General features: G+C 48.4%; 27 protein-coding genes. 17 read left to right on the top strand and 10 right to left on the bottom strand.

Features of this window, described 5'->3' with window-relative positions:
* Positions 1-24: 24 nt before the first annotated feature.
* Both ACSR9A_RS04620 and ACSR9A_RS04615 read right to left on the bottom strand, forming a co-directional pair.
* A complete protein-coding gene (locus tag ACSR9A_RS04620) occupies positions 25-1,443 on the bottom strand; it encodes a sensor histidine kinase (RefSeq protein WP_473755924.1) in 1,419 nt (472 codons plus the stop codon).
* Entirely contained in the window at positions 1,440-2,117 is a 678-nt protein-coding gene (locus ACSR9A_RS04615; protein ID WP_473755923.1) for a response regulator transcription factor, read from the bottom strand. Before ACSR9A_RS04615 ends, ACSR9A_RS04620 begins: the two co-directional genes overlap by 4 nt.
* 121 nt (positions 2,118-2,238) lie before the next feature.
* On the opposite strand from ACSR9A_RS04615, the gene ACSR9A_RS04610 reads away from it, so the two are divergent.
* From ACSR9A_RS04610 to ACSR9A_RS04595, 4 genes are all read left to right on the top strand, one after another.
* Positions 2,239-3,120: an NAD-dependent epimerase/dehydratase family protein gene (locus ACSR9A_RS04610; protein ID WP_473755922.1), complete on the top strand. Its 882-nt coding sequence runs from the start codon at positions 2,239-2,241 to the stop codon at positions 3,118-3,120.
* A gap of 28 nt (positions 3,121-3,148) precedes the next feature.
* A complete protein-coding gene (locus ACSR9A_RS04605) occupies positions 3,149-3,964 on the top strand; it encodes a GNAT family N-acetyltransferase (RefSeq protein ID WP_473755921.1) in 816 nt (271 codons plus the stop codon).
* Between the two features lie 93 nt (positions 3,965-4,057).
* On the top strand, positions 4,058-4,480 hold the full coding sequence (locus ACSR9A_RS04600; RefSeq protein WP_473755920.1) for a DUF1284 domain-containing protein: 423 nt from the start codon (positions 4,058-4,060) through the stop codon (positions 4,478-4,480).
* 444 nt (positions 4,481-4,924) lie between these two features.
* Positions 4,925-5,725 carry a hypothetical protein gene (locus ACSR9A_RS04595; RefSeq protein ID WP_473755919.1) on the top strand — a complete coding sequence of 267 codons (801 nt, stop codon included), beginning with the start codon at positions 4,925-4,927 and terminating at the stop codon, positions 5,723-5,725.
* A gap of 388 nt (positions 5,726-6,113) precedes the next feature.
* Here the strand turns inward: ACSR9A_RS04595 and ACSR9A_RS04590 are convergent, their stop codons facing one another.
* The gene (locus ACSR9A_RS04590) at positions 6,114-6,848 is read right to left on the bottom strand and encodes an MgtC/SapB family protein (protein ID WP_341280109.1); all 735 of its coding nucleotides are present in this window, start codon (positions 6,846-6,848) and stop codon (positions 6,114-6,116) included.
* Between the two features lie 450 nt (positions 6,849-7,298).
* Between ACSR9A_RS04590 and ACSR9A_RS04585 the strand changes: the two genes are divergently transcribed.
* From ACSR9A_RS04585 to ACSR9A_RS04575, 3 genes are all read left to right on the top strand, one after another.
* Positions 7,299-7,844, top strand: a complete 546-nt coding sequence (locus ACSR9A_RS04585; RefSeq protein WP_473755918.1) for an MOSC domain-containing protein — start codon at positions 7,299-7,301, stop codon at positions 7,842-7,844.
* Between the two features lie 30 nt (positions 7,845-7,874).
* Entirely contained in the window at positions 7,875-8,240 is a 366-nt protein-coding gene (locus ACSR9A_RS04580) for a DUF7667 family protein (RefSeq protein ID WP_473755917.1), read from the top strand.
* A 300-nt stretch (positions 8,241-8,540) separates the two neighbouring features.
* Positions 8,541-9,512 carry an ankyrin repeat domain-containing protein gene (locus tag ACSR9A_RS04575; RefSeq protein ID WP_473755916.1) on the top strand — a complete coding sequence of 324 codons (972 nt, stop codon included), beginning with the start codon at positions 8,541-8,543 and terminating at the stop codon, positions 9,510-9,512.
* Between the two features lie 130 nt (positions 9,513-9,642).
* Here the strand turns inward: ACSR9A_RS04575 and ACSR9A_RS04570 are convergent, their stop codons facing one another.
* On the bottom strand, positions 9,643-10,392 hold the full coding sequence (locus ACSR9A_RS04570; RefSeq protein ID WP_473755915.1) for a CPBP family intramembrane glutamic endopeptidase: 750 nt from the start codon (positions 10,390-10,392) through the stop codon (positions 9,643-9,645).
* Complete coding sequence (locus tag ACSR9A_RS04565; RefSeq protein WP_473755913.1) at positions 10,373-10,921, bottom strand: PadR family transcriptional regulator; 549 nt, start codon at positions 10,919-10,921, stop codon at positions 10,373-10,375. The genes ACSR9A_RS04570 and ACSR9A_RS04565 overlap by 20 nt, the downstream gene beginning before the upstream one ends.
* Positions 10,922-11,155: 234 nt before the next feature.
* Here ACSR9A_RS04565 and ACSR9A_RS04560 point away from each other — a divergent pair, with 234 nt between their 5' ends.
* The 4 genes from ACSR9A_RS04560 to ACSR9A_RS04545 all read left to right on the top strand — a co-directional run bounded on the left by ACSR9A_RS04560 (position 11,156) and on the right by ACSR9A_RS04545 (position 12,718).
* Positions 11,156-11,371 (top strand): helix-turn-helix transcriptional regulator, encoded by a 216-nt coding sequence (locus ACSR9A_RS04560; protein ID WP_341280105.1) that lies wholly within the window; start codon positions 11,156-11,158, stop codon positions 11,369-11,371.
* The gene (locus ACSR9A_RS04555; RefSeq protein ID WP_473755912.1) at positions 11,368-12,081 is read left to right on the top strand and encodes a DUF3169 family protein; all 714 of its coding nucleotides are present in this window, start codon (positions 11,368-11,370) and stop codon (positions 12,079-12,081) included. The genes ACSR9A_RS04560 and ACSR9A_RS04555 overlap by 4 nt, the downstream gene beginning before the upstream one ends.
* A gap of 119 nt (positions 12,082-12,200) precedes the next feature.
* The gene (locus ACSR9A_RS04550; RefSeq protein ID WP_473755911.1) at positions 12,201-12,542 is read left to right on the top strand and encodes a sigma-70 RNA polymerase sigma factor region 4 domain-containing protein; all 342 of its coding nucleotides are present in this window, start codon (positions 12,201-12,203) and stop codon (positions 12,540-12,542) included.
* On the top strand, positions 12,494-12,718 hold the full coding sequence (locus tag ACSR9A_RS04545) for a hypothetical protein (protein ID WP_473755910.1): 225 nt from the start codon (positions 12,494-12,496) through the stop codon (positions 12,716-12,718). Before ACSR9A_RS04550 ends, ACSR9A_RS04545 begins: the two co-directional genes overlap by 49 nt.
* 67 nt (positions 12,719-12,785) lie before the next feature.
* Here ACSR9A_RS04545 and ACSR9A_RS04540 read toward each other — a convergent pair whose 3' ends face one another.
* Positions 12,786-13,433, bottom strand: a complete 648-nt coding sequence (locus tag ACSR9A_RS04540) for a DUF1361 domain-containing protein (RefSeq protein WP_473755909.1) — start codon at positions 13,431-13,433, stop codon at positions 12,786-12,788.
* Positions 13,434-14,274: 841 nt separating this feature from the next.
* Here ACSR9A_RS04540 and ACSR9A_RS04535 point away from each other — a divergent pair.
* Complete coding sequence (locus ACSR9A_RS04535; protein WP_473755908.1) at positions 14,275-14,562, top strand: putative quinol monooxygenase; 288 nt, start codon at positions 14,275-14,277, stop codon at positions 14,560-14,562.
* A 14-nt stretch (positions 14,563-14,576) separates the two neighbouring features.
* Positions 14,577-14,990 (top strand): organic hydroperoxide resistance protein, encoded by a 414-nt coding sequence (locus ACSR9A_RS04530; protein WP_473755907.1) that lies wholly within the window; start codon positions 14,577-14,579, stop codon positions 14,988-14,990.
* A 96-nt stretch (positions 14,991-15,086) separates the two neighbouring features.
* Here ACSR9A_RS04530 and ACSR9A_RS04525 read toward each other — a convergent pair whose 3' ends face one another.
* Positions 15,087-15,521, bottom strand: coding sequence for an Lrp/AsnC family transcriptional regulator (locus tag ACSR9A_RS04525; RefSeq protein ID WP_473756106.1), 435 nt, complete (start codon positions 15,519-15,521; stop codon positions 15,087-15,089).
* Between the two features lie 160 nt (positions 15,522-15,681).
* Between ACSR9A_RS04525 and ACSR9A_RS04520 the strand changes: the two genes are divergently transcribed.
* A complete protein-coding gene (locus ACSR9A_RS04520; RefSeq protein WP_473755906.1) occupies positions 15,682-16,164 on the top strand; it encodes a VOC family protein in 483 nt (160 codons plus the stop codon).
* A 115-nt stretch (positions 16,165-16,279) separates the two neighbouring features.
* Here the strand turns inward: ACSR9A_RS04520 and ACSR9A_RS04515 are convergent, their stop codons facing one another.
* The 3 genes from ACSR9A_RS04515 to ACSR9A_RS04505 form a co-directional block, all read right to left on the bottom strand.
* A complete protein-coding gene (locus ACSR9A_RS04515; protein ID WP_473755905.1) occupies positions 16,280-16,756 on the bottom strand; it encodes a hypothetical protein in 477 nt (158 codons plus the stop codon).
* Complete coding sequence (locus ACSR9A_RS04510) at positions 16,746-17,171, bottom strand: YkvA family protein (protein ID WP_473755903.1); 426 nt, start codon at positions 17,169-17,171, stop codon at positions 16,746-16,748. Before ACSR9A_RS04510 ends, ACSR9A_RS04515 begins: the two co-directional genes overlap by 11 nt.
* A gap of 294 nt (positions 17,172-17,465) precedes the next feature.
* On the bottom strand, positions 17,466-18,086 hold the full coding sequence (locus ACSR9A_RS04505; RefSeq protein ID WP_473755901.1) for an acetate uptake transporter: 621 nt from the start codon (positions 18,084-18,086) through the stop codon (positions 17,466-17,468).
* Between the two features lie 215 nt (positions 18,087-18,301).
* Between ACSR9A_RS04505 and ACSR9A_RS04500 the strand changes: the two genes are divergently transcribed.
* From ACSR9A_RS04500 to ACSR9A_RS04490, 3 genes are all read left to right on the top strand, one after another.
* The gene (locus tag ACSR9A_RS04500; RefSeq protein WP_473755900.1) at positions 18,302-20,002 is read left to right on the top strand and encodes a methyl-accepting chemotaxis protein; all 1,701 of its coding nucleotides are present in this window, start codon (positions 18,302-18,304) and stop codon (positions 20,000-20,002) included.
* Between the two features lie 85 nt (positions 20,003-20,087).
* Positions 20,088-20,378 (top strand): hypothetical protein, encoded by a 291-nt coding sequence (locus ACSR9A_RS04495; protein ID WP_341280093.1) that lies wholly within the window; start codon positions 20,088-20,090, stop codon positions 20,376-20,378.
* Positions 20,379-20,605: 227 nt separating this feature from the next.
* Complete coding sequence (locus ACSR9A_RS04490; protein ID WP_473755899.1) at positions 20,606-23,134, top strand: glycoside hydrolase family 3 N-terminal domain-containing protein; 2,529 nt, start codon at positions 20,606-20,608, stop codon at positions 23,132-23,134.
* The last annotated feature ends 185 nt before the right edge of the window (positions 23,135-23,319 follow it).

Below are 23,319 nucleotides of genomic sequence, written 5' to 3'. Positions count from 1 at the left end.
TTATATTTTGAAAAAAGCGATCCGTTAGGGCTGTGGAAGCGTCACGGTGAAGGTCGTCCCTTGACCGGGCTCGCTGGCTGCCTCAATCGTCCCGTTATGCAGGTGGACGATTTTTTGGGTAATGGCGAGCCCTAGTCCTGAGCCGACGGAGTCGCCTGAACGATTGTTTGGGGGAAAGCTTCCCTCGGTTCCTCGTTCTCTGGCCCGATCGGCGCGGTAGAAGCGATCAAACAGAAACGGCAGCTGCTCCTTGCTGATGCCGTCTCCCGTATCGGTGACCCGAATGACACAGCGGCCTCGCTCCAGCTTGGCTTCCACCTCAATTGCCCTTCCTGATGGGATGTATTTAGCGGCATTGGACAACAGATTCATCCATACCTGATACAGCAGCATTTCATCGCCATCAAGCATTAGAGAGCTGGGGACAGCGATTTTGAGTGCAATTTCCTTCTCTGTCAGCTGCCATTCCATCACTTGTGCAACCTGCCGCAGCTGAGTGCGCAGATTGAAGGGCTTACGCTGAAGCGCCTCCGCAGCTTGGTCCAGCGATGACAGCAGCAGCAGCTCCTTGGTGAGTGCCGCTAGGCGGCGGCTTTCCTCGCCAATAATAGCGGCATAATGGGTACGCTCACCGGTGGGCAATTCTTTCTCCGCCAAGGCGTGCGCAAAGCCTTGAATGGAGGTGAGCGGCGACTGGATTTCATGCGAGACGTTGGCGACAAACTCCTGCCGTGCTTGCTCTACCCGCTCAAGCTCGTGGCTCATTGTCATAAAATGGGCAGCGAGCTGCCCGATTTCATCCCGCCGCTTCGTATTCAGCGACAGGGCGTAGTTTCCCTGAGCGATCCGCTGCGTTGCTTCTGTCAGCCTCGTGACGGGCTTCACCAAATAGCGGGTGCTGAGCAGGAAGCAGAGCAGGCTGAAGGCAACGGTAAGCAGCCCGATCATCGCAAAGAAGCTGCGCAGCTCGCCAAATTGCAAAATGACATCCGGGCGTATGAACAGCGCATACCGTTTGTCTTCCAATTGCAGCGGAACGCCCACCGTATTGCTGAGCGTGTTGTCGAAAAAGCCGGTAATAAACAGCTGATTGGGAAACTCCGCGATGCCATGGTATTGCCCACCAGCGAGTACGGTGCGCAGCACGTCATCCGCCAACTCTTTTTCCCGAAAAGCTCGTCCGAAGTAACGCTCGGTGCCTTGATCATCCGTCAGCAATATTTCATAGCCGAGCTCGGCCGCATTGGCGAGATAAGCAGTGGCCAGCTCCGGCTGGGCTTCGGCGAACTGCTGCATTTGCAGGGCAATGCGGGTCAGCTTGGCATCGTTATAAGGCTTGAGCTTATTATGATAATAAAGATTAGACACCAGAAAACCGAGAAAGCTGCTGCCAATAATGGCTGCCATAGCTACTAGAAAAACTCTAGAGTAGAGCGACTTCATGGCGCTGCCAGCTCGATTTTGTAGCCGATTCCCCGTACTGTCGTAATGCGGAAATCTTGATCATATGCAGCAAAACGCTGCCGCAGCCGTTTAATATGCACATCCACCGTTCGTTCATCTCCTTCATAATCCGCTGCCCATACGAGCCGAATGAGCTCCTCGCGTGAAAACAGCCGTCCCGGGTATTCGGCAAGCTGCGCCAGCAGCTCAAACTCCCTAAGCGGCAGCAGAAGCATCGCATCTCCATCGGCAATCTCGTAGTTTTTACGGTCGATGGTAAGGCGGCCGAGCTGGATTTTGTCGCTGGAGGAAATAGAATAACGGCGAAATAGCGCCTTGATGCGAAACAGCAGCTCCTCCGGTTCAAATGGCTTGGTGACATAATCGTCAGTGCCGCGCAAATAGCCCTGCTCCTTATCCGTCAGCTGCTCCCGCGCCGTCAGCAAAATAATCGGGATATCGTAATTCGTCCGAATATACCCGCAAAGCTCTAGTCCATCCATCCGCGGCATCATGACATCTAATATCGCAAGATCAATCGGATGCTCCTTCAGCTTATGTACGGCATCCTCTCCCTCTTTTGCCTCAACGACGCGATAGCCTTCTTTTGTCATAAAGTGCCTCAGCAGCGTGCGGATATGGGGATCATCATCGACTACAAGCAGGGTTTTCATAGCAGCCTCCTAAAATAGAGTGAATGAATTAGAATTTCCTTATATTTCTAACTGTAGTATTTGCGATAATGATACAATACAGGAACTATACGAAAATTCAAAGTGTTGGAGGTGCTGATAGGTGAAGGTATTGATTCTGGGAGGAACGCGGTTTTTCGGAAAAAAGCTTGTGCAGCGTCTCATTAATCAGCAGGCGGAAGTGACGATCGTTACTCGCGGCATTAAGCTTGACCCTTTTGGCGACGCGGTAAAACGCATATGTGTCGACCGAACCGACGCGGCCGCACTAGCTAATGCGCTTGGCGGGGCAAGCTTCGACGTCATCTACGACAACATTTGCTTCTCGCCTAAGGAGGCGCGGGAGGCCACTTGCCTATTTAGTGGGCGTACGGGCAAATACATCGTCACTTCTTCTATGAGCGTATATCCATTTGGTGAGGAACCGCTAATGGAGCAGGTTTTTGATCCTTATACTTGCGAGCTGCCCGAGCCGGATACCTTCTCCTCCCTCAGTTACGCCGACGGAAAACGGCTTGTTGAGGCGGTTTTTATGCAGGAAGCGTCGTTTCCAACAGCAGCTGTGCGCATTCCGTTTGTGCTTGGCCCGGATGATTACACCCGCCGGCTGCACTTTCATGTTGAACATGTGCAAAAAGAAGTGGCGATTTCCATGCCTGCTCCTGAGGCGGAGCTATCGTTCATTCACTCGGATGAAGCAGCTGAATTTCTCGAATGGCTTGGAAAATCTGATCTTATAGGGCCAATTAATGCTTGCTCTCAAGGGAGAATTAGCTTGAATCAAATGATGTCGATTATTGAAGGATTTGTGGGTAAAAATGCAAAAATTGTTGAAGAAGCATCCGAAGAGCATCAATCGCCGTTTGGCGTACCTGTTTCTTGGTATATGGATACAAGTAAGGCGGAAACGGAAGGATTTGCATTTAAACACATAAAAGATTGGCTGCCAGAATTGATCGGTGAGCTGGCGAAAACGAAGCAATAAAGCGATTTTATAAAGAGGAGAGAGGCTGATGCTGGAAAGGTTTGAATGCGATGATTCGTTGCTGCATAAGGGTTCTTTCCTTGCCGATGAGGTCGCCTATAATATCATTTACCGCATTTGTGATTCGGAAACGAAGCTCTGCTGGAAGACGGCGGATGATACAATGATTTTTGCAAAAACGCCCAGCAATAGCGGCTGGCTATGGATGGCGCCAGAGTTGTCCGACGCGGTTCGTGAGGGAATAGCTCGAAATCTGGCGGGGCAGCTGTATAGAGAAGGCGTTGAGGTAACGGGGATATCGGGCACCCCAGAGCTGGCCGGACTTTTCGCCAGAGTGTATCCGCCGTTAACAGGGCAGAGCCATCGCCTGCATATAAAGCTTGAGGCCTATCGGTGTCCAGTCGTACGGCAGCCTACAGGTATAGCGGGAGCCATAAGAAAAGCGGGACAGGAAGATATTAAGACGGTGGCGGGCTACATCGCTGCCTTTACGCAAGAAGCATATGGTCAGCAGGTGGAGGTAGCAAGCCAAATTCCGGCTGCCGCGGAAATGGTGGAATCGGGCGAATTATATGTGTGGGTTGAGGCGGAGAGAATTGTATCCATGGCAGCGATAGCTCATCGTACAGCAAGGCATGCTAGAATTAATGCGGTTTATACGGCGCTGGATGCGAGAAATCGCGGATTTGCTAGCGCTGTGGTTGCAGAGGTAAGCGCCATTATTGTGGAAGGTGGTTTAGAGCCGATGCTGTATGCGGATGTTCAAAACTCAGCCGCAAACAAAGCGTATCGCAATATCGGCTATATCCCTAGCGGGCAAATTTCTGAATATCGCTTCTCCTAGTACATTCATTAACTCGCCTCTCATTGCTCGCAAGTATGTTAACCTTCGTGATATAATTTGGTTAACATTAAATCGGAGAGTGGGAGTAGCATCATGAACATTCGTTTGCGGGGCCATCATTTATTTTGTCTGCTCGGTTATCGGGGCAAGGGCTACTCGGAGGGCTTCTGCGTCAATATGACAGCCGTATATGAGCAACTGCGGCAGCAGCCTGATACCATCATTGAAATCATTGATGGTCCTGACGATATCTGCAAGGCGTTCCCGGCGGATAAGCCGTCCCATTGCCAGAATAAGAGCGTCTATCAGAAGGACCAGGCCATTTTGCAGGAAGTCGGATTAACGATAGGCAGTGTGGCGAAATGGTCCGATGTATGCGATTCCGTCGCAAGCCGCATTGTGCCTGGCGACATTAACCGCCTATGCTCGGACTGCCCATGGCAGCCCTACGGCATGTGCCAGGAGGGTGTCGGCCATATCCGCGAATCTCGGGAGCTAAGGGTGCTGCCAAGCTAGGTGGGTTAAAATGGGGCTAAGAATTGAGCTAGTAACCAAAAAACCAATAAGGGTGAGGAAGGCGTCGCTAGAACTACCAAGTACATGTTTTATTTAGTTATATATTACCGGTGGAGATTAATATGGTTCACGCAATTTAATCGGGGTGAGCTTTAAGGTTAGGTCAGTCAAACTATAATAGAAGATGATTTGAGGATTTTGAAATATGTTAATCCTGTGCGCCTGCTATTTGCCAATTGCAAAAGCGGGCGTGTTTCTTTTTATATGAATATTGAGGCGTGACTGTAATAATGATTCTAGCTTAAAGTGCAAATAATTGCTCTTTATGAAAGAGGGTTTACTTACAGACGTTCACAAAAAATACATATTAATTTTGGTAAATTATACATTTTAAATAATTTATGTGGTAAATTTAATGACTATAAAAGTAAAAGGAGTTGTACTATGAGATTAAAGAAAACAATCGTAACACTCTCTTCTTTTGCAATGCTATGTGGGAGCATTGTTCCATCCGCTGCTTTTGCTGCGGACGTCCCTAAAACTGTAAAACAGTTAGATGTAAAGGTTGCTTCTAATCAATCCCACATTTTAAAGGTGGAAAGTAGCGAGTTAACAGAAGAAATTGTACAAGCTGGTGAAACAATTACAAAATATATTAAACTTGGTGAAGACAATCTATATTACATTGATCCAGCAGCAGAACCATTGTATAGTAGTGAGGTGTATCAATCGTACTCTAGGGCTGTTGATAGTGTTAACGATGCTATTGATCAAAAGTTACTGAAAATCGAAAATGGTGAACCGGTAGCCAATATTGAGGTAGCTCAATCTTCTAGCAACATTGATAGTTTTAAGCAAGCTGCAAACAAAAAGCTACTTCAAAATACTAATACAAACTCTACAAGCCTTTCATTTCCTCAAAAAAGTATCGAAGGCGCACAAAAGTATGTTTTTGCTAATCTCTATTGGTGGGGAGTGGCTGTAACTTTTAATAATCAAGAAACAATTGATCAAGTTTATCAACTAAATCAATCTGGTCAGGTGTGGGTCTTAGTAGCAGTTGTTGGTGGAGCTATTGCAGTTGTAAATCCGCCAGCAGGTCTCTCTGCCTCTGCAGCAGCTACAATTGTGGCTGTAGGATCATTTATGATTGCAAATTCGATGTCACATAATAATAAGGGAAGAGGAGTGACATTGAACTTACATTGGCTCCCGCTCCCTTACTTTGAATCTACGTCTAACTAGAAAGTTGCGGGCTATATGATATTGGGCAATATTCTAATTTATGGGTTCCTTTTATTTTATGTTGTTATATTTCTTTTGATCACAGTTATAATAAGAAAAAAATCAAAAAGTAAAATTACACATACGGGTTATTGGATTTTAGCAGTTTTGATCCTATTGTTAGGTATTAGTACTTGGCTACTGTTGGATGGTGCTAATAAGGCTGTATCTGTACTCATTCCTGTGCTCCTGCTGTCAATAATTACTGTAATTAGAACGATGAGGGCAAAATAAAAAATAAGCAATCCCAAGAGGCTAACTACTCGGGATTGCTTATTTTTGAATAATTGTTAATATTTGTAATGGTATTAAGTTTAAGTTCGGTTCCTAACACGCCTGTGCACTATAATTAAAGCGGTTCTCCGCTAATTTCCATGCCCCGAACGCCATCCATGGAGGCCATCATCAGCGTTAGGTCGCTGAAAAGGCTTGTTCCTTTGAATTTCACCTGAATAATGACATTCATCGTCTTCGAGCCACCCATTTGCTCAGATGAATCATCGTCATCATCTAATATGGTCAGCTTATGAATTTTCATGCCGTGTTCATGGAAAGTAGCTACTATGTCCTGCAAGCCGGAAGTGTGCTTCGCCAGCTTGAATCTAATTTCATGAATGCGTTTTGTTCGTGAAAATGTTTTTTCCAGTTTGTTGAATACAAACAAAGATATCACCGCCAATGTAGTAGAGATAGCTGCTGCCACATAAAATCCAGCTCCAACCGATAGACCGATGGCTGCTACAACCCACAAGGAAGCCGCCGTTGTCAGACCCGAAATGCCAGTGCCCTTGCGGAGAATCGTACCGGCTCCCAGAAAGCCGATGCCGCTAATAACCTGTGCGGCTAGCCTTGCCGGATCGAGAGTAACACGGGGCTCATTCGCGAATGCCGCGAATCCGTACATGGATAGCAAAACGACGGTAGAAGAGCCTAGAGATACGAGAATATGTGTGCGGAAGCCTGCGGAGTGGCCGCCGAATTCGCGCTCAAGACCGACGAGTCCGCCAAGCACGACTGCGAGCAGCAGGCGAATGGTCAGCTCATAATAGCTGATTTCCCACACGGAAGAAACGGCATTCGTCATGTTAATCTCCTTTCCCGAAGAGTGGCGTCAGCGGCTGCAGCCGAGTAATCGAATCAGGTTTATTTTCCAAGCTAAAATGAAAATCTAGACGCAAGTACGCTTCCTCCCCATCTTATGCAAATAATAATGCCGTCAACACTGCTGCGGTTTATCAACGATAATACGATCGAATGAACGTTACGTCAATAGCTGGAAATTTCGCAAAGCAAGTAGAATGAAAGCGTTATACCTAAGACTAGTTTAGCAGAAAGAGTATCCCCACGCAGTACAATGTCGCAAAAAAATGAAATAAAGAGACGGAAAAATGAATTATAAAAACGTTTTAGTGATTTATTTGATCAAAAAACCATAGAATATACTCCTTTATAATGCCAGACTGTTAATGATCCGATACGGGGATTAATTCAAGCGAAACTTATAAATACTATTTGTTAAAAAGGGGGAGCGCGTATGGGTGTGGGTGTTGTGGTTAAACAGGTTTTATTAGCAGAGGAGAAGGCGACTTTCGTAACCTGCGAAGTGCCATTCATTGAGGTGGAGCTGGGCGGCATTCCGGGCGACCGCCATTATGGGCTGCTTCGCCCGGCAGACTCCAGGCAAAAAATTTATTCTCGCGGTACGATGATTGCAAATCGCAGGCAGATCAGCATTGTATCAGTTGAGGAGTGTGAGCTCATTGCGGAAGCTATGGGTTTGCCGCTTATTAAGCCAGAGTGGTTAGGCGCTAACCTGCTCATCAGCGGCATCGACAAGCTGACGGAGCTTCCGGTTGGGACGAGGCTGCTGTTTCCAGGTGGTACCGGCTTAATTTGTGAAGGGGAAAATCTGCCGTGCATCGCCCCTGGCAAGGTGATTGAGGAGGCAAGCGGACAAGCGGGGCTGCGCAGCAAATTCGTTCCTGCCGCCCGCAAGCGCAGAGGTATTGTCTGTTCCGTTGAACGCGAGGGCAGCATTAAAGCTGGTGATAGTGTACGTGTTATGAACGTTAAGGTTTGACGTGTATGTACGTGAAAAGAAAGGCTTGCAATGGAGGAGCTTTTTGCGCAGCTGCTACGTAAAATAGAAGGGTGTAAAGCATATTTTGCGGCTAAAAAGGGTACGCTGGCTCGTATAGGGTGGTGGTCGCAAGTGGTAATCCCGTTTCATCAGCGAATGGCAGAGCTGTGGCTGCATAGCAAAAAACGTCAGCTTTCGCCAAGCGAAGCCGCGGAGCTGGAGCAATGCCAGCAGCTCAACGTGAATTATGTCAGCGAAGCCGCTTATTTGGCGAATATGTCGCTGCTTGCTTCAATGAGCAAGGATATAAATTGGCAGCATGAAATATGCAAGGAAATCGAGCAGTTCCAGCTGACGGGCAAGCGGAAAAAATCCGGCACGGCAGGTGCGGAATAAATGCTAAATTCAATAAGCAGCGCAAAATACCGTTTCTCCGGGCGATCGTCTGGAGGAGCGGTATTTTTTTGTTTTGGCTGCGTAATACGTTCGTGGGCATTGCCTCCAAATAATGGAAAAGCCATATATCCTTGCAGGAGCCATTAAGGGTAAAATAGAGAGAGGAGCAATGAATTTTTTTGAAATATAGGAAAGGATATGATTTTTCCATCCATTCTCTATATTTCATTGCGAAACGGTAGCTTAGTCGCCAGAGGACGGCTTTCGGCCGTTTACGCTTGGGAAAGCGGGGGAGTTTTGATGGAAACGGAATGGGAAGAGCGTATGGTGCAAGCTTGCAAGAGCGGGAATATTGAAGTAATCAAAACGCTTATTTCCGAAGGCATGGATTTGAATGATTTAAAAAATCCAGCAATCGTTACGGCTTCAAAGCAGGGCAAGCGCCCAGTATTCGAGTTTTTGCTGGAGCAGGGTGCGGACATTAATGCGGTGTCTCATGTGGGCAGCTCTGCCTTGTCTCATGCTGTCAGCTGGGGAAATGCTAAGGCGGTAGAGGCGCTGCTGGCGCTCGGCATTGATGTGGCTCTACATGGCGGCCTTGCTTTGCGAGGAGCAGCGGGCGGACGTCTGGATTTGGTTAAAATGCTGGTGGAGGCAGGCGCTCCCGTTAATTTTAATGAGCCGGATATGGTACGCCCATATGGCGGAACGCCGCTGCAAGCGGCTGCTGGCATCGGGCATTTGCCGATCGTTCGTTATTTGCTGGAGGCGGGCGCTAATCCGGCGATTAAAGACAGCTATGGAGAGCGGGCTTACACGGACGCGAAGCGCTATAAGCATAAAGAAGTGATGGAACTCATCTATTCTTACGAGCCGAAGGAGCTGCATGATTTCGATAACCGAGCGGCTCAACTGAAAAAAGCGGGCCTTCCTGCCGCCATTATCCGCGATCTGGGAGAGACGAGCAGTCGGGTTGAAATACCGGATTGTGAGCAGGTATCCTATATTGAATTTGGTTCGGTCTTGGACGTCACTGAACTGGAATATGAGGGGCTCAAGCTGCTTAATTTACTTGTGGATATGGACAATTATTCGCCGCTGGGCATGTTCGTCTGGGTGCCTGCACATAAGAAATTCGCCAGCTACGATGTGGAGCATAAGGAGCTGATGATGCTGCCTGACGCGACATGGGCGAAGCTGAGGAAAAAGCCGGGCGCATTCATCGACCGCATACTGGACGGTGAGTATGAGCCGCTCGTGCTTGCGGACTAACTCGGAAACGTAGTCGATCCGCTTGCATGCAAATCAATAAAGAGACTTCTGTTCAAGCTGCTGAGGCTTATGGAAGTCTCTTTGCTTTTCGAACTCATGGATAAAATTGGATTTACCAAAAAGTGCGGCGTTAAGTTGTTGCTTTCCCTTGTCTCAAGCTCATGCCTACCCAGACGCAATGTGCCGCAAGGATTGCGATAATGAGCAGATCTGGGCCGATTGCGGTACGCTCATTGCCAATAAACTGAATCAGGTTATGTACAAAATGGAACAAAATCAGCGGCACAAGGTTGCGATTTTTCACCATTAATAACGCAAGGGAAAGGCCGACCGCCAAGGAATAGGCGATTTGGATCGTCGTATCTACCGCATTTTGCCCTGATAAAGCGTTCAAAATATGCGTGACACCGAACAGCAGGCTGGAGAGGATGACCGCGGTCGAAGCCGATTTGCGCAGCAGGATGTTCAGAATAAGGCCCCGGTAAACCGTCTCCTCTACAAAGCCGACAAGCAAGGTGAAAAAGATGAAAAAATAAATTTCGCCCGGCGTAAGCGCCTTGAACCCATTCGTGCCGATAACGATCAGTACAGCAACGAGCGGAAGGTAATACTTCCAGCCGCCTTGCGGAATGGCAGAGAGCGGGCGAAAGCCGGCAAAGCCCCATTTTTTGCGCAAAGTTAAGTAGATGATTAAGGCAAGCGCAATAGGGATGAACGATAGCAGCACAGGTGCTGTATAATCCAGTTCTTTAATGGTGGCGTAGGCCCCGGCAGCGGATACGGCGAATAGCAGCAGCAGCTGGATGATAAGGATAGCGAGCACAGGTCTCTTTTCAGAAAAAGCGGGTTTATTTAGGGGGTTAGTGTTCGTTGCGGTCATCGTTTAAATTCTTCCTCTCTTTAATCGCTTGAATCCATTTCTGTTCCATTAGAAAATAGTCGAGCCCATAGGACAATACGGATACGCGGTAATAGTAGTTTTCCGGATTTGGTACTTCCTGTAGCTCCCCGGCAACAATGCCGGAGGCAGCCTTCAGCCTGCCAATCTCCTGACCTAAACGCATCTGGTATTCACTAAGGCGCTGCTGGCGGGTATCCTCATCCAAATAGTCGAAAAAGAAAACCTTCAGCAGCAGCTCGCTTCGCGACAGCTGAATCGGTTCCGCCAGCCATGCGAGAAAGGTAGCCTTGCCTTCTGGCAGCAGCGTGTATAGTTTTTTATTTTTGCTATTATCCAGCTCTGCCGAAACGCTTACCCAGCGCTTGGTCTCCAGACGCTTTAAGGCGGGATACAAGCTTCCGAAGCTTGCCCGATAGAAAATGCCGACGGAATGGTCAATCGTCTTCTTCATGTCATAGCCGCTCATCGGCTGCTCCATCAACAGTCCCAATATTATGTTTTCGAGCATCGGGATTCACTTCCAATCAGGTATTTGAATTTATTTATAATGTATCTACTCGATATATCTATTTGATATATATGAGTATACCTGGTTTTGTGAATACGTCAATCCTTTTTTTTGTGAAAAAGCAGGCTCGCATATTTGCAAGGCATTGGATTTGTAAGTTTTATTTATTATTTTGACAACTTTAGTTTACATTATGTCATGCATCCTGTATATTAGTCACATGGAGGTGGACGTATGAAGCTCGATAATCGGGTTCGCGAATTAAGGGCTCGTTTTCGAATGAGCCAGTCGGAGCTGGCTGAAGCCATTGATGTCTCTCGGCAAACGATCAGCTTAATTGAACGGGGCGACTATTCACCATCAGTGGTTCTGGCGTTAAAGATGGCGAAGCTGTTTAAGGAGCCTGTGGAATTTATTTTTATATTGGATGATGAGGGGGAACTTCAATGAGTAAGGGGAAATCGCAGAGGCTGCAGTGGGTGCTTGTTATTGTTATAGGTGGATTATTAGGTTTTGGAGTAAGTTATTTTGGAATGTCGAATGCAGGGAAGCTGAATTTCGAGGGGATATCGGTGGGCTTTTTTCGCCTTGATGTCATCCATATGATGTTTCTGCTCGCTTCTATTGGAACTTGGGCAGCCAGCGTAAGGTATTGTCTGAGGTTTAACCAGGAGGAGGATAAGGAGAAGGGGGAGAGGCTGCTCAGCTCCAGCATGATGCTGAACACCTTCGGCACGTATACGGCGATCGTTGGCAGCATGACGCTGCTTTCACAAATGATTATTGAGGACATACATGGCAAGCCTGTACTTGCCCTTTTAATTATTTCGCTATTACTGGTGCTGGCGCATATCCGGCTGCAATCGCTGCTGTTTAAAGTGTTTAACCGCAATTTTCCGAAGCGGGTTTTTGACACCGGACGCCCTTTTGGAGCAAAACAGGCCTATATGGACAAGCTGGATGAGGCGGAGAAATTCATTGTGTATAAAGCGTCGTATCGCGCCTTCAACATGATTAATAATACGCTGTATGCGCTCGTATTTGTTACCTTTGCCTATTCCGCGCTAAGCAGCTTTCAATTGTTTCCGTTCCTCCTCCTGTTAGTTTTGTTTATTGCGAACAATTTGGCATATTTCAAGGAGACTCAGAAGTACCAGTAGCAAGCGGGTCCGCTTTCAGTCCGCTTTGTGTCCGCTAGATGTCCTCTAATAAACCCCTATAATTGTTATAATTATCCTAACGAATGAGATGATTATAACGATAGAGGAGGTTTCAGCAGATGGATGAAGCGAGGACGGCTATTGATTTTTATAAAAAAGAACTCTACCGCATCGGCTGGCGCATCCAGTATCAAGCGAAAAAGCAGCGCAAGCATGAATGCTCGCTCACTTATGAGCCCGTCCAACCGGATAGCGATTCCGACCAGATGGAGCAGAAAATATTAGTGAAGCAGCTGCTTGCTGAGCTCCCTTCAAAAATGGGCCGAACAGTCATTCGTGAGCTGTATTTGCAGGACAAGACGGAAGCGCAGGTAGCCAAGACACTGAACATGAGCCAGCAGGCGGTGAACAAATGGAAGCGAAAGACGCTAAAGCAGCTATGTCAGATGCTGAGTTCCTGAGGCTGCTCGAGCTGGTTCAGCAAAATGATGAGCAGGCGGCACTTGCGCTGATCCGATTTTTTGAGCCGGAGATGATACGAATCAGCCGCTTTATCCGCATGCCGCAAGAGGACGCTGTGCAGAGCATGACTGCGGAGCTGCTTGCTTTTTTCAAGGAAGGTCAAGAAGCCCCCTAGCCCAAATCGGATAGGGGGCTATAGCCATTTAGGAACCCAGACACACTAACACTAAGACACTAGGTATCTACCGCCTCATCCAAGTAAAGGCGTAAAGCACTACGTAGAAAAACAAAGTGAAGGCAAAGATCGACAAGGTGAAGGGGATAAGCAGTACTTCTGCCTTTGCATTCGTTACAATTTCATAGAGCTGGCCGAATACGACATGCGGTCGTGCCCATACATCCCAAGTGTTCCAGCGTACAAACCTGCCAATATAGATGCCGAAGCTGCTGAGCAGCAAAACAATAACAGCGAACAGCCAGCCGGTAACAGCGCCAAAGGCTTGACGGACGAGCTGATGCAGCGAGTACAGCGAGACGACGCTTAGCAGCACGCCGACTGAAGCTGCCGTCAGAAAAATAAAAAGATGCTGCCAAAATTCCATTGTCCGGACAAAATGCCCGCCCCCATCGGCTTGAACCCGCATAAAGGGATGCAGCAGGTCCGTTATCAAATAAGCGGCATTTGGATAGAAGAGCAGCCATACCAGTCCGAGAGGCAGCAAAATCAGCGTCTTCACCGCTGTATGCTTCTGCTTCTGCTTCTGCTTCAAATAAAAAGCTGCCAGCTCAATGATTATTGAAAGACCCATTGGAACCCACGCCAGAAACACATCCCAATCCAAAAATAAATAAATTTCGCGGCCCGTTACCGCTCTTAAGTGATCTGCCAAAGTGAGGCTTGCTATAGTAGCCGCCAATAAGACGGCAATAATAATAGCTTTGCTGTGCAGCTGCGTATTTTCCCGAAATTTCAGTTTGAACCCTCCTTATGCGTTTTCCTATATATGTATAACGTTTGTTTTGGGATTTTGTTGCTAGGACGTAGATGCAAACGTAAGCGTAAGCCCAAGCCCAAGCCCAAGCCCAAGCCCAAGCCCAAGCCCAAGCGTAAGTGATCCAGATCCTGATCGAAGCCCACGTCAAATGTAGTTCCTCTACTACTGGGAATGTCACCTCTCATGGATGTGAATATTTGTGATTATGAACATACGAGAATGTGAATGTACTTACTGAAAAGCAGCCTCCTGCACTTCGCTTCATTGGTCTGCTCCTAGCATAAAGCTAGACTTGGCGGACACAGCAGCCGCTATTTCAACCGAATCACGGATTAAGGCATAGGTCGCGGACACAGGAGCCACTAATGCGCTGCAAATGACCATATTTCTGCGATAATGTGGGCAATAACGGATATCCTGTCCGCTTTTGGCCTGAAATCGATTCAAAAGCCAAAATAGCGGAACCTAAGTCCTTGAAAAAAAGGAGTGGGCGTTCGAACTGTGGGCAAACTGCGGGGGTCTAGGAACCGTGTTCTTTGAAGCATTTTTTGTTAAAGGCAGTTGACAGCGGTAAAGCGATGCGTTATTATTGGTTTTATCAAATTAAATTTTATACAATTTATTGGCGAGCCCTTCTAATATCCGGCTTGTATTTCCAAATTATTGGGATAGCAATTAGCAATTTGGGTAATAAGAAAGTAGGGTGTCGCAGCACACAGCATGGAGGTAGGCGCAGATGATTATTGTACAAGCCTTTCTGAAGGTGCAAGCAGAGGCGCGTGAGGCTTTTATTGAGCAGGCGAAAACTCTGATCGCCGCGACGCAGCAGGAGCCGGGCAATATAAGCTACAAGCTGTATGAGGATGCGGAGCAGCCCAGCCATTTTGTGATGCTGGAGGAATGGCAGGATCAGCAGGCGATTGACGAGCATAATGGATCGGCGCATTACACAGCATTCGCTGGCTTTGCACGCGGCGTATTGGCGGCACCGCCAGAACTTAAACTTTCTACACCAAAACAATAACGGAGGCGATTGATTTGCAAAATTTATACACAGCTACAGTAACAGCAGTAGGCGGAAGAGACGGTCAGCTTAAATCCGAGGACGGCATTTTGGAATTAGCAATTCGCGCACCTAAGGAGCTGGGCGGCCCGGGCGGCGCCACGAATCCGGAGCAGCTTTTTGCTGGCGGCTATGCGGCTTGCTTTGAAAGTGCCTTAAACGTTGTCGCAAGAATGAAAAAGATCAAGGTTGAGAAGACGCAGGTTACAGCGCATGTCACGCTCGGCAAAGAAGACGATGGCGGCTACGGTCTGGAAGCGAAGCTGGACATTTCCGTAGTTGGCGTAGATGCAGAAGTGGCGAAGGAGCTTGTTGAAGCGGCGCATCAGGTTTGCCCGTATTCAAGAGCAACAAGAGGAAACATTAAAGTCGAATTGAACATCGTTTAATGACAGATCAAGCCATCCTTCGCGGGATGGCTTTTTTTTCGTAAGCGGGCATTAAATGCTTATCCAATAGCCAATGCAATTAGCCAACAACAAGCGTTAGATCAAAACCCTGTTCTCGATTATATTTTTCATACTAATATGCGATTTGGAGGCTCCAAGCGTGACCAGCGTATCTTGAAAAGCGGCAACCTCGCCGACGGAGCCGGTTTGTATTTTGATTAAATAATTATATTCTCCGCTTATTCGAAATAAATCCGTTACTTCGCCAGCGTTGTGGCAAAAATCGACCAGCTCTTGGCATTGCTCTGTTTTCACGAGAATAAAGGTGGTCATTCCGCGATTCAGCTCCTGCAAACGGAATACGGTTGTGTATGAAGCTATAATATTTTTCTCTTCCAGCTTCATTATTCTTTCTTTAACTGAAGGGGGAGACATGGCGATTTGTTTGCTGATCTGTGAGATGGGCATTCGGGCATTTTGCTGAAGCAGCTGCATAATTTTTTTATCAATATCATCAATGAGATGATCCATCATAAGCACCTCCCAGGCTATACTTTAAAAAATAAGCCTATATCGCTTAAATAACTGCGATACATAAACTATTTTAGCCGAATATCCTCATCTATTCTATGTATTTATCACTATATTCCCCGTAAAATAAACGGCATATTCGAAACGGGAGCGATGGCAGATGAGTATAAAAGGACTTGCGCACGTAGCTATTCAAGCTAAAAATTATCAAGAAACGATTGCGTTTTACACGCTGGCCTTAGGTTTTAAGGTGGGGCATCATTGGAGCTTGCCGGCGTTTCAGATTAAGGAAGCGTCCATGCTGATTTCGCCTGACGGACGGACCTGCCTAGAGATTTTCGATAATGAGGCCGTCATTCCGGCACAAGGGAGAAAAGCTGTTTCTGATGAGGAGGTAGTCCATGGGGCGCTACTGCATCTGGCTTTTTATGTCGACCAAGTGGATGTCATTTATCAGAAGTCGCTTGCCCATGGAGCGAAGTCTTATATAGAGCCTGGGGAGTTGGCTCTTGGGGAGCCGCCGCTGCTCGTCAGAAATGCGCTCGTTTATAGCCCGAATGGCGAGGTTATCGAGTTTATTGAGGATGTGGATTTTGATCGCTCGGGTCTTTTGGAGGAGGAGCGGACGCTGCAAGAAAGGTAGTAGGCTATTGTGAATGGCAGCGAGTTTCTAGTAAGAATGCTTATAAAAATCGAAATGCGGCCCATGCGGCCGCATTTTTTGATGAGTATGGGGAATAGCATAACGACATCTTGCACTAGTGCCTGCGTTTGCGGGGCAGAAGTCCCAGCAGCTCCCCCAGCACCCACCCATAAACAGCATGGCCAACGAGCCACCAGGTCCATGCGGCGCCGCTTCCGATGGAGGGCGTACGATCCGATAAAAGCGTAGTCGGAAAAAGCGCCAATCCGATCAGCAGGCTGACTGCCATTGCAGCATAGGTTTGTCGTACGCTGGGCCAGCGAACGATCCTGAAGAAGAGAGCTAGTCCGATGCCGACGAGTGCAGATACGACCAAGTGCAAGGCGAATTCCCATAGCTCGGATAGCGCCAGCTCGTTCAGCAGCGGGATATAATCGACATTGAGCAGCAGTGTGTAGACGGTTTGTCCGGTCAACTGCTGAACGGCCTTCATATACAATCCGATCAGCAAGCCAGCCCCTGCGCCAGCAGAGGCTGCGAGGGCAAGCGTCCGGGCTAAGCCGCCATTGCCTAGTTTGCGTTTAATTCGCAAACCACTGCTCCGCCATCTCCGTATGTGCGTCCGTCACATGGATGCTGATGCTGCGGTATGCGGCCCAGAAGGCTGCTGCATCATCGGTATAGCCAATGCCGAGCACGAAATCCGGAATCAAATCAATCGGCAGCAAAATATAAGCGAGTGCCCCAATGGCAATGACTTTAGCCGAAGTAGGCGTATTGGCGTCAACAGCGCAGTAGTACATAGCAACGGCGTGCTTCGCGAAAGGGATTTTTTTTGCGTGTTTTTTAATTTTACGCAGAAAGCCTTGCTGCACATACTTTTCCTGTTTGGCGGAATCGCCAATTTTGGACGTCCACTCATTCACATTCGGCGTATCCTCGGGTGCCGTCTGCTGCTCCTGTTCATCCTTAAAGCGGTAAGGCTGGCCTGTAATCAAGTTATCCATTATCATTTGCCCCTTTCATTCATAAAATTCATCTATTGCTTAACAGCTTCATAGCTTCAACCATCCAGATTCTAAGCCCGCAATTGCAGGTTGTAATGCTTATACGTAGTTATACCCAAGTTTGATTCGTTTTGAAAATAAATCAAAAAACCGCCCCCGCGAATCGGCGCGGGAGGCGGTTTAATGAAAATATAAGAAAGTATAAGATTCCCCCTTATACTCAGCTTATATTTCTCTGACTGAAACGCGCCGAGCCGCCAAAGGAAGGCGACAGTCGTTTCACCTTGAGCGCAGCTAAGCGCGCGGCTTGAAAATGCCGAACGGCTTGCCCATTGGCAGGAAGCTCCGGCCGAAATGAGCATTCAGCACGGAAGCGCCGCAGCCGTAAAGCGATACGATGCCGATAGCGAGCTCGGAGTAGGCAGCCAGCGTATGGAAAATTTCAGGTGCAACGCCGAAAGCATCGAGCGTAAGTCCTAGGAACAATAGATCAATCAAGCAGAAAATGATCAGCAGCACGCGGTTCGTTTCAACCGCGCCAATGGTCATAAACAAAGTAAATACGAGATAGCCGGCGAAAGCGAAGCCGAGCTGCTTGCCATCAACATCGCCTGCGAGCGCGGTGCCAAAGACACCCATTTTAAACATCCAGCTTGTTGCGACTGCAAACCAGAAAAACGCATACGCGCCGAAGGCTGTCGTACCGAATGTATTGTTCCGCTTGGAATCTTGAATGCAAGCGAATAACTGGGCGAATGCGCCCAGGAAGATGGCCCATGGGATAACGAAGCTGTAGCCCGTTGTAATTCCGAGCTTTTGGGATGATGCGACCAAGGTGACGATTGCTAGTCCGAATAAGCCTAGGGCGCTCGGATCAGCATTAATAATTTTGACGTTCGATGATTCCTTTTGCATATAAGCCTCCAATAATCCTGCGATTTCCTCTGTTTCATGCGTATTTGCCGACTACTAACACACATTGAAACATTCTAACTGAATTCGAAACAAGAATAAAGGGTATAATTCGTGTCCAAAAGTCGAACTTTGTTGAATTTAGGTGTTTCGTCATGTTTAAAATGGTTTAATAGGTAAAGAGAACTATTACATAAGATAAAAGGGAGCGCTTGCATGTGAACATTCGAAAAAAGCTAATTACAGGTTTTGCAGCAGTATTATTGCTTACTTTGGTAGTTGGAATGATTAGCTTGTTTCAGCTTACGTCTCTTAATCAGGCTTATCAGGATTTGCTGAATGACCGTGTTCAGAAAATTATTTGGGTGAATAAGCTTAAGGAATTGACGATGAGTGAGTTCAGCTATGTAAGGGGTCATTTAATTACCGGAAGCTCATCCCAGTTGGATAAATATGAAGCGAATCGCTTATCTTTTGCCGATACAATAAACCAATTGGGGACCTCTATTAAAACGCAGACGGCGGTAGATCTGACGGCGGAGCTCAAGCAGCTGGAAGCAGATTATAATGCGGCGGCACTGGAATTTATTGCAGCCAAAAAACAAGACGATATGGATCAAGTATCCTATTTGCTTGAAACAAAAGGTGTGCCAATTGCAGAGAAGTTTTTGAGTGCAGCTAATGAGCTGGAGGAATACCAAACGAACCTGTTGAATGAAGGCAGAACCGTTTTAACGAAGCAAGTGAGCGAAGTGAAGACGATCATTTTGACGACAATCATCGTTGCTATGGTCCTTGGTATCGCCCTGGCGCTGCTCATTGGACAAATAATTGCCCGTCCTGTACAGAAGGTAGCCCAGGCAGCGCGGCAAATCGCAGATGGCGATCTGACGGGAGCAGATATTGTGCTGCGACAGAAGGATGAAATCGGAGCGATGGCTTTGGATTTCAATAGAATGAAGCAAAATTTGCGGCAGCTGATGCTGGCCATTAATCATAATGCGGTAGAGGTTGAAGCAGCGTCGAAGGAGCTTTCTGGCGGGGCGGAGCAGGCAGTAATGGCTTCCAACCATATAGCGGAGTCTGTGCAGGAGGTATCGGAAGCATCGGATCAGCAGTCTGCCAGCATTAATGAGAATAAGCAGGCGATTGAAGAGAGCGCCATCAGCATTCAGCGTATTGCCGATTCAGCTACGGTTACTTCGGAATCGTCTGAGCTTGCCTTACAGCAAGCAGAACGCGGCAGTGCGCTGCTCGGCGAGACGATTGGCCACATGAAGCAGCTCCACCTGACGATTGATCAATCTGCTGCTGTCATTTACGAGCTTGGCGAGCAATCGCGGGCAATTGAGGGAATTACACAGTTTATTCGTGAGATTGCCAATCAGACAAACCTGCTGTCGCTGAACGCATCCATCGAGGCGGCACGTGCAGGCGAAGGCGGCAGAGGCTTTGCTGTCGTTGCTGGCGAGGTGAAAAAGCTGGCTGAGCAGACAGGTGAAGCATCCGATAAAATTGCATTATCCATTCGGGCTATGGTGGACAAGGTGAACGGCGCAGTTGTGTCCATGCAGAAGGGCTCCGGTGAGGTTGAGTCCAGCACCGCTTATATGAATCAGACAGGCGAAGCTTTTGAGCAGGTGTATGCGGCTATTCGTACGGTAACCAGCCAAGTTCAGGAAGTATCGGCATCGGCGGAGGAACTGGCCGCTTCGACAGAGCAGCAGCTCGCAACCGAGGAGCAGTTGGTCGTGCTTGCGAATAATATTTCGGGCAATTCTCAAAGCGTGGCTGCCGTTTGCGAGGAGCAGCTGGCATCGATGGAGGAAATTTCAGCTTCGGCCGAAGCGCTGAGCCAGATGGCTAATGTGCTGCGGGGCGAAATTCAGAGGTTTACTTTTGAGAAAGAGCAGGCTTAATTTGTTTAGCTGCTGAGCATGCTTAGATACGAAGGGGCCGTTGTGATACAATGACAATAGACAGCCCATGAGGAGATGATGACAGATGAGCGAGCAAGGAAATGACCAAATCGACGAGCAACAGCTGATCGCGTACATAACGAGTAAGGCGAAGGCATCCGAAGCGGATGTAAAGCTGGTACTTAAGCATGAAATGACCTTCATTAACAATGCGCAGGAGAACGCTTCTGGTGAGGTTGAAGTTGACAGCGATGAGCTGGTCGATTACATCCTGAAGCAGCGTGATGTGAAGCTGGATGAGCTTATGGTTGAGACGATTCTTGATCTGGAAATGGAATATTTGATGGATCAAGGCGTGGCTGGGTACGTTGATTAAGCCGTATAATTAAAAGAAGCTTTCGAAGCGCCATTTAGGCGTATTCGGAAGCTTTTTTTATTCGAAAGTAAACGAATCCCATTATTGTGGATGTGTCGAAGCATCCCCCTAATCTAGTCGCAAAAGTACTAATAAATAGTCGTCTTATCGGTAGTGAGGGTGGATGTATAAAGGTTATAGTCAAACTAATCTAATGCAGCACTTTTAATGAAGAGAGGACGATAGCGATGAAGGGCGTATGGCATGGGCATGTGAAAATGGGGGAAGGCTCCACGCTGTTTATTTTTACGGTAGAGGAATGGGACGGCGATTACCGGCTTGCTGTACATTCGGTACCAGGCATATACAGCTTTGAGGCAGGCGGCCTGAAAGCGGAGGGAAGCAAAGGCAATGAGCTTAAGGCAACCGGTCATGTGGCGATGTTTGGAGCGAATATGACGGTTCACCTTATATTTGGAGAAGCATCGCTCACAGGCATGGTGACTTTACCGTTTGGTGGTCCCTTTCCGCTCGAAGGGGAGAAAGGGCATCCGTCCTTTCGCAATGATTCCCTTTTAGCGAAAGCTGCTGAGGTGCAGGGTGGAACAGTCGTAGAGCGAACGGATGCGGAAATCGACGAGCAAGTGGAGCTGCTGCTGGAACGAATGAGTGTGGAGGAGAAAATCGGACAAATGAGTCAGGTTGGAGCGTCGAACTTCTCGTTCGGCGGCGATGTGGAGAGCGAGCCGGTTGAGGTGCTGATCGCAAAAGGGAAGATTGGCTCAATATTAGGCGCATTCGATATGAGTCAGGTACTGGAGCTGCAAAGAATTGCGGTCGAGCAGTCTCCGCTCCGTATTCCGCTGTTGTTTAATGCCGATGTGATTCACGGTTATCAGACGATTTTTCCGGTGCCGCTAGCTTGGGCATGCAGTTGGGATATGGAGGCGATTCGCAAAGCCTGCGCAATCGCGGCAAAGGAGGCCGCAGCTTCCGGCATTACGTATAATCATGCGCCAATGGTCGATGTTACTCGCGATGCCAGATGGGGCAGGGTAGTTGAGGGAGCGGGCGAGGACCCGTATCTTGGCGCTGCCATTGCTAAAGCTCAGGTAGAGGGATTTCAAGGTGAAAGCCTGCTGGATCAGGATACAATGATTGCCTGCTTGAAGCATTTTATCGCGTATGGAGCGGCCGAGGCAGGCCGGGATTACAATACGGTCGATATTTCCGAGCGTACGCTGCGTGACGTGTTTTTGCCGCCCTTCCGTGCGGGTATTGAGGCCGGCGCTGGATCGGTCATGAATGCTTTTAATTTGTACGATGGCATTCCGATTGCTGGAAATGCCCGCATATTGCGTGATCTGCTGCGGGAGGAGCTTGGGTTCGAGGGCATGCTCATCTCCGATTATGCGGCCATTGATGAGCTGGTCGTCCATGGCGCTGCCGAGAACGGCAAAGAGGCTGCCGCGCAAGCTCTGCATGCAACGATGGATATTGAAATGGTGACCAGGCTGTACGAGGAGCATCTTCCGGCGCTTCTGGCAGAAGGAAGGGTGACGGAGGAGCAGTTGAATGCGGCGGTGCGCCGGATTTTGACCTATAAATTTAAAATCGGCATTATGGATGCCCCTTATCGTTATGTGAGGCCAGAAGAAGCGTACAAGCATTATTTGTCGCCTGAGCATTTGGAGGCAAGCCGTGACGTAGCCCGCAAATCCATTGTGCTGCTTAAAAATAACGGCGTGCTGCCGCTTGCGTATGGCTCCAAGCTGGCGGTTATCGGGCCGTTCGCGGCCAGCCGGGATTTGCTCGGGCCGTGGCAGTTTTCCAATTACGCGAGTGAAACGGCGACGCTGCTGCAAGGCTTGGCAGCGAAGGGCTTCGCACCGGAGCAGCTGCTGTATGCAGAAGGCTGCGGCGTGCATGAGCCGCTGGCCGGAGGCATCGAGCGCGCCGTGGAGCAGGCGAGCAAAGCAGATATCGTGCTGCTGGCGTTGGGCGAGAGCAGCGATATGTCTGGCGAGGCGGCATCTCGTATGGATGTGACGCTGCCGGATGCCCAATTGGAGCTGGCTAAGGCAATTGCGCAGACAGGTAAGCCGGTCGTGCTTATTTTGACCAATGGCCGTCCATTGGTGCTGGAATGGTTTGATAACCACATGGCTGCGATAGTGGAAAGCTGGTTCCTTGGCTCGCAAGCGGGGCATGCTTTAGCAGATGTTCTTCTGGGCGATTACAATCCATCGGGCAAGCTGACGATGAGCTTTCCATACAAGACGGGCCAAGTGCCTGTGTATTACAATCATTTCCGAACCGGCCGTCCGCTTACGGAGAGCAACAGCGGCCAGAAGTTTATTTCCAAATATATGGATGGCCCGAATGAGCCCTTGTACCCATTTGGCTATGGCCTCAGCTATACGGCATTTGCTTATTCAGAGCTTGCGCTTAGCCGCTCTAAGCTGCGGGCGGGCGACACGCTGGAGGTTTCCATCACGGTGACGAATACAGGCAGCAGAGCTGGGGAAGAAATCGTGCAGCTGTACATTCAGGACGTTCACGGTAGTGTCGTTCGCCCGGTGAAGGAGCTGAAAGGGTTCCAGAAGCTGTGGCTGGAGGCGGGAGAAAGCCGCAAGGCGGTCTTCACCATTTCAGAAGAGCCTTTGAAATTTACGACAGCAGCTATGACTCACGAGGTGGAAGCAGGGCAGTTTAAGGTGTACGTAGGAGGAAGCTCAAGAGAAACGCTGGCAGCGGGGTTCGAATGGCTGGCATAGATTTAAGCTTAAGAGCGATTAAAGCCTAAAGGAAGCATAAAGTTTGGAGTAAGAGGAACCATCTGCTTAAAATAGCTATGAAAAAGACAAGGAAGAGGGTGAATCCCTCGCTCCTTGTCTTTTTTTGCGTCGTTATATGATTCTTAGCCCACAATTGTGCGAATGGAGTCATGCGGAGGATGCGA

Source organism: Paenibacillus sp. R-74696, from assembly GCF_055814915.1.
The sequence above is the reverse complement of the archived record's forward strand: the minus strand, read 5'-3'. Positions and strand labels throughout refer to the sequence as shown.